Annotated in this window: 15 protein-coding genes; all 15 read left to right on the forward strand. The window is 37.7% G+C overall.

Annotated elements, in window-relative coordinates:
* The first annotated feature begins 29 nt into the window (after nt 1-29).
* The 15 genes from DTQ70_RS06000 to DTQ70_RS06070 all read left to right on the forward strand — a co-directional run bounded on the left by DTQ70_RS06000 (nt 30) and on the right by DTQ70_RS06070 (nt 16148).
* A complete protein-coding gene (locus tag DTQ70_RS06000) occupies nt 30-974 on the forward strand; it encodes a DUF6625 family protein (RefSeq protein ID WP_164489888.1) in 945 nt (314 codons plus the stop codon).
* The gene (locus DTQ70_RS06005) at nt 967-2256 is read left to right on the forward strand and encodes a hypothetical protein (RefSeq protein ID WP_122929971.1); all 1290 of its coding nucleotides are present in this window, start codon (nt 967-969) and stop codon (nt 2254-2256) included. The genes DTQ70_RS06000 and DTQ70_RS06005 overlap by 8 nt, the downstream gene beginning before the upstream one ends.
* A complete protein-coding gene (locus DTQ70_RS06010; protein ID WP_122929972.1) occupies nt 2219-3448 on the forward strand; it encodes a glycosyltransferase family 4 protein in 1230 nt (409 codons plus the stop codon). The genes DTQ70_RS06005 and DTQ70_RS06010 overlap by 38 nt, the downstream gene beginning before the upstream one ends.
* Nucleotides 3445-4053, forward strand: coding sequence for an acyltransferase (locus DTQ70_RS06015; protein ID WP_122929973.1), 609 nt, complete (start codon nt 3445-3447; stop codon nt 4051-4053). Before DTQ70_RS06010 ends, DTQ70_RS06015 begins: the two co-directional genes overlap by 4 nt.
* On the forward strand, nt 4054-4881 hold the full coding sequence (locus tag DTQ70_RS06020; protein WP_122929974.1) for a glycosyltransferase family 2 protein: 828 nt from the start codon (nt 4054-4056) through the stop codon (nt 4879-4881).
* A complete protein-coding gene (locus DTQ70_RS06025) occupies nt 4872-5720 on the forward strand; it encodes a hypothetical protein (protein WP_122929975.1) in 849 nt (282 codons plus the stop codon). The genes DTQ70_RS06020 and DTQ70_RS06025 overlap by 10 nt, the downstream gene beginning before the upstream one ends.
* Nucleotides 5721-5722: 2 nt before the next feature.
* Complete coding sequence (locus tag DTQ70_RS06030; RefSeq protein WP_206019641.1) at nt 5723-6829, forward strand: glycosyltransferase; 1107 nt, start codon at nt 5723-5725, stop codon at nt 6827-6829.
* Between the two features lie 3 nt (nt 6830-6832).
* Nucleotides 6833-7411 carry an acyltransferase gene (locus DTQ70_RS06035; protein ID WP_122929977.1) on the forward strand — a complete coding sequence of 193 codons (579 nt, stop codon included), beginning with the start codon at nt 6833-6835 and terminating at the stop codon, nt 7409-7411.
* Nucleotides 7404-8663, forward strand: a complete 1260-nt coding sequence (locus tag DTQ70_RS06040) for a glycosyltransferase (RefSeq protein ID WP_122929978.1) — start codon at nt 7404-7406, stop codon at nt 8661-8663. The genes DTQ70_RS06035 and DTQ70_RS06040 overlap by 8 nt, the downstream gene beginning before the upstream one ends.
* Before the next feature lie 117 nt (nt 8664-8780).
* Nucleotides 8781-9581: a WecB/TagA/CpsF family glycosyltransferase gene (locus tag DTQ70_RS06045; protein WP_229600080.1), complete on the forward strand. Its 801-nt coding sequence runs from the start codon at nt 8781-8783 to the stop codon at nt 9579-9581.
* Nucleotides 9582-9691: 110 nt separating this feature from the next.
* The gene (locus DTQ70_RS06050) at nt 9692-10717 is read left to right on the forward strand and encodes a hypothetical protein (protein ID WP_122929980.1); all 1026 of its coding nucleotides are present in this window, start codon (nt 9692-9694) and stop codon (nt 10715-10717) included.
* Nucleotides 10718-10741: 24 nt separating this feature from the next.
* Nucleotides 10742-11569, forward strand: coding sequence for a YjbH domain-containing protein (locus DTQ70_RS06055; protein ID WP_164489889.1), 828 nt, complete (start codon nt 10742-10744; stop codon nt 11567-11569).
* A gap of 3 nt (nt 11570-11572) precedes the next feature.
* Complete coding sequence (locus DTQ70_RS06060; RefSeq protein ID WP_122929982.1) at nt 11573-12679, forward strand: hypothetical protein; 1107 nt, start codon at nt 11573-11575, stop codon at nt 12677-12679.
* Nucleotides 12676-13383: a hypothetical protein gene (locus tag DTQ70_RS06065; protein WP_122929983.1), complete on the forward strand. Its 708-nt coding sequence runs from the start codon at nt 12676-12678 to the stop codon at nt 13381-13383. Before DTQ70_RS06060 ends, DTQ70_RS06065 begins: the two co-directional genes overlap by 4 nt.
* On the forward strand, nt 13383-16148 hold the full coding sequence (locus tag DTQ70_RS06070; protein WP_122929984.1) for a hypothetical protein: 2766 nt from the start codon (nt 13383-13385) through the stop codon (nt 16146-16148). The genes DTQ70_RS06065 and DTQ70_RS06070 overlap by 1 nt, the downstream gene beginning before the upstream one ends.
* Nucleotides 16149-16161: the final 13 nt, after the last annotated feature.

Consider the following 16161-nt stretch of genomic DNA (forward strand, 5'->3'; position numbering starts at 1 on the left):
ACATTAATTATATACAAAAAGAAACAATTTTGAAAAAAATTTTAATTATATTGCCTTATTTTGGTTCATTTCCCAAAATGTTTCCTTTCTGGCTTGAGTCGGCTTATGCAAACTCATCGATTGATTTTCTTATTATAACAAATAATAAACTGGATGCTAAAAAAAACATCAAAGTAGTAAATATGGAATTTGAAGAATTAAAGCTAGTTATACAAAAAAAATTTGATTTTCCAATAAGCCTCCCATCTCCTTATAAGCTTTGTGACTTTAAAGGGGCTTATGGAGTAATTTTTTGTAACTTTATAAAAGGCTATGACTTTTGGGGGTTTGGTGACATTGATTTAATTTATGGAAATATTCGGCTATTTCTTACAAATGAAATTTTGAGTAATTTTTGGGTCATTTCTGGATGGGGACATTTGACGCTTTATAAGAATAATGAAATGTGTAATAATTTTTTCAAGAATTATCTAGAAGGTTTTCAATACTATAAAAACGTTTTTAGCAACCCAAAAAATAGTGCATTTGATGAATATAATCATAGAGGATTAAGTGACATGTGGAAAGTATTATATCCAGAAAAAATATGGAATTATTATCCATTCGATGATATTAGAGTGCCGAGAATTAATTTTAATTTTATTTCTGAATTTCATCTTGAATGCTCACATAAACTTATTTTTGAATATAGAAATAAGAATCTCAGAAGAATTTACGTTAATTCTTCTGGAGAAGCAGCCCAAGAGAATATATTATATGTGCATTTTCAGCAAAGAGGGTTTATGAAAATTCTTACAAATGACAAAGAAAGCTACCTTATTATTCCAAATAAGTTTATAGATATTGAAGAAATAACAATACAAAAACTAGATAAATGGACAAAGTCTAGAGATATAGAAAGAAATATATGGTATTTTTTAAATAGGATAAAAAGACGATTTAAAATGATTTCAAAAAATACAAATAATGGTTAAAAAAACAAAAAACACTAAATATATATCATTATCTATGTTATTAGTGATGATATTATACATGATTTGTGTCATATTTAAATTACCTGAGTTTGTTATGTGGGGTGTGAGAACTGGAATTCTTTTAGTTTTTTACAAATACATAATATTTTATTTTAATATAAAACAAATAGATAAAACTGGATTCAGTATAGTATTTTTTTTTATTTTATGGCAGCTAATTAATTTCTTAAGAGCTTGTTATTATGCTGAAGGGTATTGGATGTGGAAGAATATAGTTAACCAATTATTTATATCATTATTTTACATAATAATTTTAATTTCTGTAAACTTAAAAATTGTACGTGATTATTTGAAGTTTTATTGGGTCTTTTCAATTCCACTGGCAATATTATCTCAATTATATTACCAGAATATTCAGCAGTTAAATTACATGCCTCATATATTATTAATGTTATGTTTTATATTTATACCAAAGACACATAAATGGTTTCTTGTAGGGTTATTTTTTTTGTTTTTATCAACTTTTGAACATAGGAATGATATGGGCAAACTAATTATAGCTTTTGTAGTTGGAATTTCTTTAATTTATTTACATTCAACTGTTTTAATAAGAGTAATAAAAATACTTCAATTTGCTTTATTATTAACTCCAATAATATTATCAATAACAGGTTATATAGGTGTTTTTAACCCGTTTCAAATGGATAAATATATAAAAGGAGATTATTACTTTATAGCAACAAAGAATAAAGTTGTAGAGAAAAGAAGCTTCAAATTAGATACCAGAACGTTTATATATGAAAATGTTTTATATACACTAAACAAGAATAATGATTTTTGGTGTGGAAGAAGCCCAGCTTTTGGCGACGAGGGAGGTACTTTTGAAGATAATTTGATTACTGGTTTAAAAGGAAGATATGGAAATGAAGTGGGTATTATGGATATCCTTTTGTGGTATGGATTAATTGGAGTTGTACTTTATTTTTTAATATTTATTAGAGCCAGCTACTTAGCAATTTATAAAAGTAAAAATAGAATAATAAAAGCACTTGGTTTGTATGTTTCTTTTTTATGGATGATGTCTTTTATTTGGGAAAAACCTTTATTTGAAACTTTTTTCATGATTGATTTAGTTATGCTAGGTATTTGTTTATCAAAACAATTTAGATATTTAACCGATATTGAAATGAAGGCATGGGTAAGCAGTATTTTTGTAAAACCAATTAATGTAAAAAAAGAGCCGTATGAAACTACTTTGGCTTTCAAACGTTCTATTTCCTGAAGTTTGTACGGAATTGAATTTACCTATTCCAGTAATTGGTGGTTGGATGGAGTCTGGAGCAAAGTCTCTTATAAATGATTTCTCTAATCACATAGACTTAGCTGTTATTATGTTATATAACGGTAATAAGATAATATACATTGATAAATATAAAATTAAATATTATTTAGTTCCAAGGAATGATTCTGGTTTGAAATTTAACTTTGAAGAAGTTAATAAGCATTTTAGACCAGATTTAGTTCATATTCACGGTACCGAGTATTCTCATTCTTTAGCTTATATTAATGCATGTGGAATATCTAATGTAGTGGTTTCTATTCAAGGCTTAGTGAGTGTATATTCTAGGTATTATTTTGGAGGTATTAAAAGGAGACAATTATTTCCTACTTTAAGAGATATACTAAAGATTGACACACTTTTTCTTCAGTATAAAGACATGGTAAGAAGAGGGAAGAATGAAATTGAACTACTTAAAAAAATTGAACATGTCATTGGAAGAACTAGGTGGGATCAGTCAAATGTCTGGGCTATAAACCCATTTGTTACTTATCATTTGTGTAATGAAACCTTACGTGACTCATTTTATAGCATTCAATGGAAAATTGACGAATGTGAACCATATAGTATTTTTTTAAGCCAAGCTCATTACCCAATTAAAGGATTGCAACAAGTAATCAAAGCGGTTTCAATAGTTAAATTACATTGTCCAGAAATTAAGGTTAAAATTGCTGGCGTTGACTTACTTAATAAATCTTACTGGAAAATAAGTGGATATGGAAATTATATCAAAAGACTTTTAAGAAAATATGATGTTTTTGAAAATTTTATTTTTCTTGGTTCACTATCAGAAAAAGAGATAACTTTACAATATCTAAAAGCTAATATATTTATTTGCCCATCGTCTATCGAGAATAGTCCAAATTCTGTAGGTGAAGCACAATTAGTTGGCACACCATGTATTGCTTCATATGTAGGAGGTAATATGGATATGATTGAAGATAAAGTGTCTGGGTTCTTATATCGTTATGAAGAAGTTGAGTTGTTAGCATATAGAATATGTCAACTTTTTGAAAATCCTAAGCTCTGCAAGAAATTTTCTAATCAAGGTAGGATTGCTGCACAGTTAAGGCATGATTCCCGTAAAAATGCACAGGATTTGTTTTTTATATATACATCAATTCTTAACCAATGATTATTTTTATAATTTACAAGTCGATTAGAAGAGCTTGGAAATATTTAAGAGCTATTATAGATAAATTATATTTCATATTCCTTTTTAAAGGAAATAAAGTAATTTATGCTAATTTTAAGTGTATTGGTACTCCCTATGTCATGGTAGCAAAGGGCGGCAGTTTTTCAATAGGAAAAAACTTCTCCATGAACAATGGTATCTCAGGTAATCCAATAGGGTGTTATGACCGTTGTACTTTCTTTGTGGACAGAGGGGCAAAATTGAGTATTGGCGACAATGTGGGAATGTCTCAAGCGGCATTGATTTGCCATCAGAGCATTACAATTGGCAATTATGTAAAAATAGGGGGTGGGGTGAAAATTTATGATACCGATTTCCATTCTTTAAATCCTGTCATTCGCGCGAGTAAAAATGATTTAATACACAAAGTAAAAGCCCCCGTTGTTGTTAAAGATAATGTTTTTATTGGGGCTTTCACAATCATTCTTAAAGGAGTTACTATTGGACAAAATTCAATAATTGGTGCTGGTTCTGTTGTTACAAAATCAGTACCAGACAATCAAGTTTGGGCTGGTAATCCAGCAAGGTTTATAAGAGCACTTTAAGTGAAAACTATCGCAGTCCTAATCACCGTCCACAACCGTAAAAATAAAACCCTGCAATGCTTGACTCATCTTTTTGACCAACAAGCAGTGGAAGGGTATCAGTTGGAGGTGTACCTCACCGACGACGGATGCACAGATGGGACAGTCCAAGCAGTGACAAATCAATACCCTTCGGTACAAATTGTACAAGGTGATGGTACTTTGTTTTGGAATCGTGGCATGCACCGTGCTTGGCAAGCGGCATCCCAAACCAAAGATTATGATTTTTACTTATGGCTTAATGATGATACGGTATTGTTTGCTGATGCTATGAAGAATATACTTACCGCAAGTAAGCAAACCTATTTTTCGGCTATAGTATGTGGGGCTACCTGTGCTAAAGCGACCCAACTTGTAACTTACAGTGGATGGCTCCACTCAAGTAAAAAACTTTTGGCGCCGAATGGTAAACTTCAGCAATGCAATATAGTAAATGGTAATTTTGTGCTAGTGCCGAAGGTTGTTTTTGATAAAGTAGGGAATTTAGATTGGAAATTTCGTCATGCCATCGGCGATTTTGACTATGGTTTGCGGGCGCAAAAAGCGGGCTTCAAGTGTTTTATTGCTCCGCAATTCGTGGGAACCTGTGAAGCAAACCCTACTTTACCCAAATGGTGTCTGAAAACCACTTCTTTAATCAAACGGTTGAAATTGCTTTACTCACCATTAGGGTATGCAGAGCCAATTCCTTTTTTTATCTATGAAAAAAGACATTTTGGTCTGTTAATAGCACTAAAGCATTTCTTTTCTATTCATTTGAGAGTTTTATTGCCTCACTTATGGAAGTAAATAGTCGAGACTTTGTATTTCAAACTGATTCTAAAATTGTTCAATCAGCTTTTGAAAATGACAATTACTTAATTGAACTTCAGGAAGAAAATTACAATGAAAATATTTGTGTTGTTTACTTTAGCAGTAATAATATTTATTATCCTAACACAGAAGAAGTGTTTAAAAAGCAGATTTTAGAAAAAAATTTCTATGAAATGTACCGTACTAGAGTTAAGAATGCTCACAAGCATATTTTTGTACGTGATATTTTTAAGCAATGGTATTTGAAAGGTATTAATTCTAAAATAAATTCACATGAAAAGTTTCTTGGTTTTTTAAAAATGGAAACAGAAAATTATTTAATCTATACAATTGGTAGCTCTGCTGGAGGGTATGCTGCAGTTTTATATGGGCAATTATTAGGTGCGAATAAAATATTTAGTTTTAATGGTCAGTTTATGCTATTTGATTTGCTAGAGAGCTCAAGCAAAGAAATTAATCCATTAATATTTAGATTAAGATACAATAAAGATATAATAAAATTATACAGCTTAAGGGAGTTTATAACAGAACCAGGACGTATATTTTATTTCAATTCAAGTAAAAATATATGGGATTCTGAGCAATTAAATCATATTGCAGATAAACAAATAAATGTGATTAGATTGAGGACGTCTCATCACGGAATTCCATTCTTAAAAATTGCTTTACAAAATGTAATTTGTTCATCAAATAAAACTTTAATGAAATATACCAATAAAATAAATAATCCAACTTTATTTTCATTAAGATTTGTAGGTTTTTTTCGAATAATTAAGTATATTGTTTATGTATGTTTGAAAAAAATAGCAAAATAAAGGTGTCAGTAAAAGAAAAAGCATTAGTGTTTTATTCATACTTGCCTCCATGGCGTATTGATATATTTAACGCCATGAATGAATATTACGACTTAAAAATCGTTTTTTTGAATTCAGAAAGTGATGGTTTTACTTATAACCGTGATTTACTTTTAAATAATTTACATGTTGATTCTATATTTTATAATAAAGGATTTAATATAGGTACAAAAGCTTTTAGATTGGGTATATATAATATTGTTAAGAAATATAAACCCGATATAGTATTCACTCACGAGTATTCTCCTACGAGTGTTTTTTTGGCTCTATTACTTCGGATTAATATATTTAATTTCCGTTTGATTGTAACCACATCTGATAATTTTAAAATGGCTCAATCTGTTTATGGATTAAAGAAATATTTTAGATTATATGTTTTAAATTCAGCAAATGGTGTTGTAGTATATAGTGAGAATGTTAGAGAATGGTATAAAGAAAATTTTCCACATTTAAAAGTTGAAGTGTGCCCAAATATTCAAAACCCAAGAACACTATTGGCTCACAAAAAATATTTTAAATCTATACTTAAAGGTTATAATAATTTATTTCATTTGAATAAGCCTATTGTTCTATATATTGGTAGGTTAGAAAAAATAAAAGGTGTCGATTTGTTAATCGAGGCGTTTAATAATTCACTCAAAGAAACTCATCAATTGGTACTAGTAGGAGAAGGCTCTGAGAGCCAAAATTTAAAAAATTTGGTTCAAAAATATAATATTGGAAATTCTGTGATTTTCACAGGTTCATATTATGGGAGAGATTTGTATGCTTGGTATTATTTAGCAGATTTTTTTGTCTTACCTAGCCGTTATGAGCCATTTGGGGCAGTTGTTAATGAGGCATTAATATTCGGATGTCCTGTTTTAGCGAGTAAAAATATTGGAGCTTTAGATTATATAAATGAAGGTAATAATGGTTTGATTTTTGACCCTGAGAATAATGAAAGTTTCGTAGATACATTATTCAAAGCTTCAAATTCTTTTACCAAAGGCGGTACTGAAAGAGACAATCTGATGCTTGTATCATTTAATCAATATTCAAAGGTATTTTACAAAATCGCTCAACCCTAGTTTATGAAAATAGAATATGTAAATATTCCTAATAATTCAAGTAAATTTAATTTTGCACTAAGGTATATATTTAACAAATTTCGTACTTGGTATTTATTCAGTATCAGATTTAAGTGGGTTAAATACAGTGGTTTTGTTAGAGTAATGAAAGGGACTTCATTCGCAAGAATGAATATCCAAATAGGTAACAATGTACAATTTGGCGAATACTGTAATGTAGCAAATAATGTAATTTTTGGAAATTATATTTTGATGGCAGGTAGAGTGTGTTTTGTTGGTAAACATGATCACCCTTTTGATACGGCTGGGCAGTATATATGGCATGGTAGTAGAGACACATCAGGTTTTTGCACTGTCGAGGATGATGTTTGGATTGGCCATAATTCTACTATTGTGGGGAATATTAAAATAGAAAGGGGTTCTATCATCGCAGCAGGTTCTGTTGTAATTAATAATATCCCTCCGTGTGAAATTTGGGGTGGTGTTCCTGCAAAAAAAATAAGAAACCGTTTTCAAAATGATAGCGATAAATTAAAACATTTACACTTTTTAGACGCTCAACTTAAAACTTTTAATGCTTAAAGTCCTCATCAATGCCTACGCCTGCTCTCCACACATGGGCAGTGAACCTGGTATGGCGTGGAATTGGTGTATTCATTTAGCTAAGTATTGTGAGTTACACGTTATTACAGAAGGGGAATTCAGAGACAAAATAGAAGCAGAACTACCCAAGTTACCTCAAGCCAAAAACCTCCACTTTTATTACAACCCTGTACCTGAACGAGTTAGAGAGATGTGCTGGAACCAAGGGGATTGGCGGTTTTACAAGTACTATCAAGATTGGCAATGGAAAACGTATCAAATTGCGTTGGGAATCGTCCAGCAAACCCCCATTGGCATTATTCATCAGCTCAATATGATTGGATTTAGGGAGCCTGGTTACTTATGGAAAATTGAGCAAATTCCGTTCGTTTGGGGGCCTATAGGAGGATTAAAACAATTTCCTATACGCTACCTGACAAGTGGTAGCTTGAAAATTGTGATGTATTTTATTCTTAAAAATTGTCTAAATATACTCCAAGTAAAATATAATAAAAGAATTAGGTTAGCATTTCAAAGTTCTTCTATTTTGGTTAGTTCAATTCCTAACTCTTATGTTGCAATTAAAAAGTATATTGGTAAAGACTCTATTTTAATCCCTGAAACGGGTTGTTATCCTAGTAATAGTGTTCCATTTGATCGATTTGATAAATCAGACTTTAATGTTCTTTGGGTTGGAAAATTTGATTTTAGAAAGCAACTCCATTTAGCTTTAGAAGCTCTTGCCTTATCAAATAACAAAAGAGTTATACTCAATATTTTTGGTACAGGTAACGAGCGTACTCTTATGAAGTACCAAAAGCTTTGTGATAATTTAGGAATTTCTGAGCAGGTTATATGGCATGGTGTAAAATCAAATGAGATTATTTTATCTATAATGAGGAGTGCTCAGCTGCTATTTTTTACAAGTGTAAGTGAAGATACCTCTACGGTGGTTTTAGAAGCATTAAGTAACCAACTACCAGTTTTATGTTTTGATACTTGTGGATTTGGAGCTATTATTGATGAAAAAGTAGGAATTAAAATAAGCTTAACAAACCCCAGTCAATCGGTACACGACTTTGCTCAGGCACTCAATTATTTAGAAAGCAACAGAGACATTTTAAAAGAACTTTCAGCCAACTGTGTAGCACGCCAGCGCGAACTCTCATGGGATAACAAAGCGCTTCAGATGGTGAATCTTTATCAAGAATGTTTGTCTAAAACTTCCTCAAAATCAGAAGAAATAGCCTAACAGGTTACTTCTCTGCTTCCTCTATCATTTATTCATTTCAAGCTGCTTTTTCAAGCAGGCAGGTATTGCTATGCTTTCGTATAAAACTAGTTGTCACACCTAATAACCTGTTTTACTATGCTAATGCAACAAACTCGGTTGTTGACCATACCCCTTAACCTTGGGGGGTATTCTCATTTTGTAGATTCTATTTTTGAGCTAGCTACCAAACGCACGTCATCGTACGTATGCGTGGCCAACGTTCATACCTGTGTGGAATCGTACCGCAACAAGGACTTTTCCAACGCCATTGCCCAAGCGGACATGGTCACGCCCGATGGAATGCCGCTCAATTTGGCGCTTCGGTGGTTGTACCAACTGAAACAAGAACGAATTGCGGGACCTGATTTGATGCCCGTGCTCCTGCGTGAATCCGAAAAAAGGAAATTGAAGGTCTTTTTTTACGGTTGTACCCAAGAAGTGCTTGACACAATCAAAGAAAAATGCCGCGTTGACTTCCCTCAACTCGAAATTGCGGGCATGATTTCTCCGCCTTATCGGGGGCTCACCAACGAAGAAGTGCTTTCGTACCAGCAAACCATCAACGATTCGGGGGCCAACCTTGTGCTGGTGTCGTTGGGTTGCCCCAAACAAGAACGCTGGATGGCGAGTATGAAAGGAAAAATTGACGCCGTTATGATTGGGGTAGGGGCGGCCTTCCCGATGATGGCAGGGGTTGAGCGCCGTGCTCCCCGTTGGATGCAACGCATTTGTTTGGAGTGGCTATTTCGTATGCTGTGCAATCCCCGTCGTTTGTTTAAACGGTACGTTGTAACCAACACCTATTTCCTCTATTTACTCCTGCTCGAAAAATTTCGTCTTAGCCTTTTTAGTCCTCCCATTACTCCCCAACGCCGTATCGTCGAATATTACATTTAATAGTTGCCCTTTTATCCTAGCCTAACGCCATCAAAGTTATCTCCCAATACCTACTTATTTTTTGAAACACAATTCCCTAAAATAATTATTAATCAACCATTTTATTCACAATGAAAAATCGCTCATTTTCACTGATTGTGTACCTACTTGCCCTGACAGCGGCGATGTACAATTGTAAAAAAGGGGATCCCCTGGAACCCGATGCTGACTTGGTAGAAGAGCTAACAAGTATTAAGTTGGATACTGTTTCGTTAACCAAACCTGCCGCAGTGACCAGTACGCCCGCTATGGTAACTCCCTCCGCTCAGGCAACAGCAGTGGCTAGTGGGGTTGCTTCCATCGCTAGTTCAGGAACTGTTCCTGCGACGGTAGCGACGGCTGCGAGTGATGTGAAAGCAGCCATCTCCACGGCTGAAGTAACTAAATTAGCCACCATTCCCGCATCCACTATTTCGGCGGTGGCAGGAGGTGGTGCTTTACCTGCCGACTTGAAGAGCATTTTGGACAAAGCCAGTGCTGACCCTAAGTTAAAGGCATATTTACCTACGTTTACGCTTCCGACGGTCAATGGTAAAGCCATTCCTGCCCGTACGGGTGGGGTAGAGGGTATTGCCCACACGGACGGCATTGATGGAATCACGGCTTCGCCCGAGTGTATAAAAAAAGGAGAGGATGCCTTTCAAACCAAAAAATCGGAGCTAGATAAGGCTAAAACTGACGAGCTTGCACGGGTTCAGAGTGCGTATAATGCCGCAACTAGCACCCTAGCTGCCCAAGAAACGACCTGTAAGAGTAGCCTTCCTAACAAGTATGCGGCCATTCGTGCCGCTGCGCAAGCGGCTTATGATGCTGCTAAGAAAGATTTGGATGCGGCCAAGACAGTATTAGGAGAAGAGACATTTACGTTACTGGATGCGTTGAATAGTTTGGCCTTGTTAGGGAATTTGTCAACGGTCAATACCTTAGAATCGGCTGATTCTAAGGCTTGCACCGAGCTAGTCGCGGCTTTGAAGGCGGCAGCAGATGCCGCAAAAAAGATCAATGATGATGCCGTAGAAGCTAATTATCAAAAGGCATTAAAAGAAGCAAATGATGCCAAAACTGCCGTAATCGAAAGTTGTCACAATCAAGGATAAATAATCAAAGTGCAAACTAAACGTATGAAAATGGTTGAGAATGGGAGCAACAAGTACATCATTGGTGTGCTTGTTCTGCTCCTATTTTCTCTTCGCCTTTTTTCCCAAACCAACTTGTCTGGGAAGCCTGGGTTATTATATACTCCTTCAGCTCTAGAACTGAAAGACGGTGATTTTCAGTTTGGGTACAACTACAACCCTATTCATTACGGTTTGATTGGGGCAAAGAAAAATCCAGAACAAGTGTGGTATGCACGGCTAACCCTCATACCTCGTTTTGAAATTTCTATTTCGTTGCTCCAAATGCTTAACTCTAAATACCGAGATGTGAGTCAAATTCAAGGAATCGGGGATCGTTCCATGGATTTTCGTTATCTTATTTTGCGTGAGACGCCCAAGAGACCTTCACTAACAGTCATCATGACGGCTCCATTTATTATTCATGGTCCTATGCTCACCCACGTTTTAGTTGCCACCAAAAACTTCACATTGACCGATTCTTGGAAACTTGAAACGAGTATCGGTTATGGAAGTCCGTATTACATTTACCGAGCAGTGTCCAATAACTCTAACTCAACGTTTTTAAAAGGGTTCGTTTTACAAAAAAAGAGCACCAATAATTTTAAAAACCACTACCTCGAAGGCCCCTTCGGAGGTGCTATCCTTCATTTTAGGAAAAAAGCGGGTCTTATGGTCGAGTATGACTCACAGCACATCAACGTCGGAGGGTACGTTACCTTTTTTAAAAAATGGACGCTACAAGCAGGTCTGCTCAACGGTGATCAAGTGATGTTTGGCACGTCGCTGAATACCAATCTTTTAAAATCCCTCACTTTTCTCAAAAAGAAGTAACCCATGACTCGACTTTTATGCTTAGGGATGCTGGTATTGGTTGTTTGCATCAGGGGGTATTCCCAGCAGAAGCCTCTTTCGGTTGCCTTCGAAAATGTGAGCCAACAGCAAAATCACTTTTATTATGAACAGCGCTTGTACCGCAACCCATTGAAGGGAATGGTGGAGTTAAGTAAAATTCTTGCTATCCCCAACGATTCTATTGCTTACACCCCTCTTTTTCAGGGCATTCCCCTAGCTACCTATCGTTTTTCAGGCATTGGTGACGTTCGACCTATTACAGCCATTGAACAAAAAATTGTGACTAATAAGTATCACTTTCCTCTCCAAAAAAAGTACAAAGTTGACGTTTGGCTTCAGCCCGTTTTTCGGGCAAAATTTGGTTACTACAAAAAACCAGTTCGGAGTAACGCCAGCCTTTTGCTTCAAAGTCAGCTGTATCTATGGGCGGGTTTGAGTGTCAATTTTGGTGTTCTTTTTCCCCTTACCAACGACTTGGACAACCGTCCTCAGATCATCCGCCCCGCTCCGCTGTTTATTAATCAGTTTTACAAAAGAGCCAACCATTTTGTGAGTGCCACGGTAGGTTTATTTCACAATGATCAGTACGGAATTAACCTTCAGTACCGTCAGACCGATTTTAAGAGCGCTTGGTCGTACGGGGTTGAACTTGGCCTAACGGGTATGTATTATTATCCCCGCGGCGGTTTGTATAACGAAAAAATGGACAAACTATTGGCGTTAATGGATGTCGAGTACCGTTTTCAGAAGCTGGATTTACTGCTAAAAGCAACCGCAGGGCAATTTATGTACGGGGATAAAGGGGTTCGGTTCGATTTTATTAGGCAGTATTCCAACGTTGAAATTGGGCTTTTTGCCGTTGGTACTCAAAACGGCGCAACGGCGGGATTCAATTTTGCCGTGCCCATTCCTCCTGGTAAAATTATCCAAAGCAAGAAGTTTCAGTTTCGTACTGGACAGGAGTTTCGTTGGGAATATTTGTACGCAGGAGGTTATCGCATCGGAGAACGCTATCAAACGGGCTACCAACTCGACCAACGGTTGCGGCAGTATCACCAGTGGTATTTGAATCGTCAGTTTAAAAAATGAAAATCCTTCTCTCTTTTTTACTGCTCTTGGGTGGCTACCAAACTTTGGCGTCGTCCGACAATAAAAAGACGCCGTCGCGTTGGTGGCCGCAAGGGCTGAGCCTCCAAGCTGGTGTAACGGGGGTAGGGGTACAAGGCGCTTGGCGGTTGCCTAAGCGTCCGCAGTGGGTGGTGCGGGTAGGAGGTAGCTATTTGGGCTACAAAAAAAAGCATCAATTTGATTTGGGAGATAGTTCGATTGTGGAGTTTCGCCCTGATTTTGTCATTGGCTTGGTGCAGAGTTCGGTCAAATGGCAGCCTTTTCGTCGTTCGTCATTCTTCTTAACTGCAGGGGCAGGCTACACTTGGCGACCCGACGTTCGGCTTCAGCTCCAAGCACTGAGTCCCATCGAACTGGGTGGCATTCAAATGAAACCCGAGGAATTTGGCACCATCGACTTACGCGTCAGATGGTCTTCGGTGGTGGGCTACGCAGGACTAGGCATGGGGCGTTCGATTCCTAAACGTCGTTGGGGCTTCGGGTTTGAGCTAGGTTGTTATTATTGGGGCAAACCCAAACTAAGCGCTGATTATGAAGGGTTTTTAGAAACTACTACCCTCGACGAACAACTCCCAATGATAGAGCGCAACATGCGAGGGTATCGGTTTTTGCCCAATCTCCAAGTCGTTCTTTCGTATTCGCTCGTTAGAAAAACTCAAAAATAATGTATCGCATTTCGGCGTTTTGTTTGCTGTTCTTTTGTTTTCTGTGGGCGTGTAAAAACCCCTTGGATGGTTTTGAGCTACGCTTTAAGAAACCATTTCCAGTGGCTTTGGATGTGCAGTATTACACCAAAGGAGGATTGGAAGTGCCTACCGATGCCCAAGTACTCATCACGGGGCCTGATGCAGCAAGGGTGATTACGACCGTAGAAACCAAAAAGTTTCGACTGACGGGCGACGGTACTTTGTTTTTATCCATTGATTCCTTGGGGCCACGGCCTAGCGCGCAAAATCCGTTGCGTTTTACGGTGGTGGTAAAATCGCGAGGAGAGTTGGAGGCGGTGCTGCCTGTTGAATTAAGGGATGATAAGCAACGATCGGTTACGTTGGTTTTTCAACCCCAAGAGGCAACCAACACGAAAGTGAACGTTTCCCAACGGTCGAGCAGTAATGCGGGCCGAATCGACTCGGATTGGATCCTCGAAACGCCCGAACTTGTGGGAGCTAATCAATCAAAAGTCAAAGCTACGGTTTCACAAGCAAGCATCGTAAAAGATGCGGTGGGAAAAGAAATTGCGGGGACTTTAACGGCCCGATTTCAGGTAGTCGATATTACCAAACCCCATGATAATTTTTTAATTAACCCCATTATGAATGCTACCATAGCCCGCCCTTTGCTCAAAGATGGTAGTGGGGTAGGTAGTAATCAGCAGTTTACGCAACTGGCGGGAGCTTTTTTGTTACAAATTTACAATGAGCAGTTTCGTCTTGTCAAATCCTTGACCAGCTCCATCAAAGTTCGGTTTTCGGTTTCTTCACAGCTTTATCATCCACAAGAGCGGCGATTAATTAAGGAGGGGGATGAAATTCCGCTGTATAGCTACGACGCAGCGACCGATACGTGGCAAACGGAGGCATTTGGGAAAGTGGTAAAAGGGACAGAGGGAAGTTTGGCTTACGAAGCGGAACTACCCCACTTATCACTCTGGGTAGCAGGGTTTACCAAGCAAAAATGCGAAACGGGCCCAAGTTTTAAAATCAAAAGCAGCCTTCCCGCCAGCGACTTACAGTATCAGTGTGAAGTACTTGCTGACGGTACCAATACTCGTTTACAAGTATTCAAATCGACGATTAATAACGGAGAGGTAATTCGGGTAAACGGTTTGGAGAGTGACCAATACGTGCGCCTTCGAATCACGGACGCTTTGGGCTCGGCTACGGTTACCTCAGAAGTAATCAATGGTTGTGGTGGTACCGAACAAGTGTTGGATGTGTCGTCGTTCAAAAAACAGATTCTCAAGTGTACGACGGGGCCAGGTTTTCAAATAAAGAGCAACCTGCCACCAAGCGACTACCGTTATAACTGTGTGGTTGTCAACGCCGAAACCAATGCTACCCTTCAAAGTTTTCAAACGACGGCCAACAACGGGGAAGTGATTCGACTCAATGGTTTGGATAGCGACCAGAAAATTCGTTTGAAGCTATCGGACATTGTAAGTAGTGCCGTAGCAGTTTCGGAAGCGGTGGATGCTTGTGCCACCTCCGTACAGTCGTTAGATATTAGTTCGTTTAAACTTCCCCCTCAGCGTTGTACTGCATCGCCCATTTTTAAGATACAAAGTACCTTACCCGCCAGTGATCGTACTTATACCTTTGAAGTAATAAAACCTGACTCCAAAAATCGCTTACAAGTTTTTCAATCGACGGCCAACAACGGCGATTTTATTCGGCTAAGCGGGTTGTACGATAACACGGGGCCAATTCAGTTACGTATATTTGACATAGTTAGCGCGACGGTTGCCACTTCTGCCGTTGTAGAAGCGTGCAGTAATACCACGTATTTATTGGTTCTCGAAGGGTTTCAAACCCCCGCACCTCGTTGTGCTTCGACCCTAAATTTTAGAATAAAAAGCAGTTTACCCAACAGCTCGCACCAATACACCTTTGAGGTGATTAATGCCAAGACCAACGGTACGATGCAAAAATTCCAGTCCACGGCCAACAACGGTGACATTGTTCGTATCAATGGCTTGTACAGCGACGAAACAGTTCGACTACGGATAACGGATTTGTTTAGTACAGCTACTGTTCAGTCGGTTGGTTTGGCGGCATGTACCACCACTACCCAAGAAATAGACCTCACTTCGTTTAAAGCTCCGCCTACCAAGTGTCCCACTCCGCTAACGTTTACGGTGAAAAGTAGCTTGCCAGTAAGCGATCGGGTGTATGATTGTGAATTGCTTAATGCCACAACTAACGTTATTCTGAGGTCATTTCAAAGCAGGTTGAGTAGTGGTAGTACAATAAGAATCAGTAACTTAGAGTCGGGGGGGCAGGTAAAACTGAAAGTTTATGACAACCAAAGCTCGGCCATTGGAATCTCAAGTGCAGTAGATCCTTGCTCGGCCACTGCCCAAACGATTGACTTGTCGTCGTTTAAAGTACCTTCCAGTTTACAGTCAGGAGAAGTGCGTATTACGTTACAGTTTCCTTGTAAAGCATTGGATGAACCCAAACTTCCAACCCGCGAGCTATTTGGAAGATTTCGGGAAACGGGAACGCTGCAATGGAAAAACTTGCCAAGCATGAAATATATATCGGGTCAAACGTCTTTCAGCATTGTTACCGATTTATTGGTTGTTGGCAAAACCTACGATTTTCAAGTTGGCCCTGCGCCAGGCTACTATTCCTTTAGCGAAAATGCTTACACCCTTCGAAAAGCCGATTGGGTGATACGGATTGATACGGACGAGTATTGCAAGAAATAGAAGTTTTAAAATT

The sequence above is a fragment of the Runella sp. SP2 genome (assembly GCF_003711225.1).
GTDB lineage: Bacteria > Bacteroidota > Bacteroidia > Cytophagales > Spirosomataceae > Runella.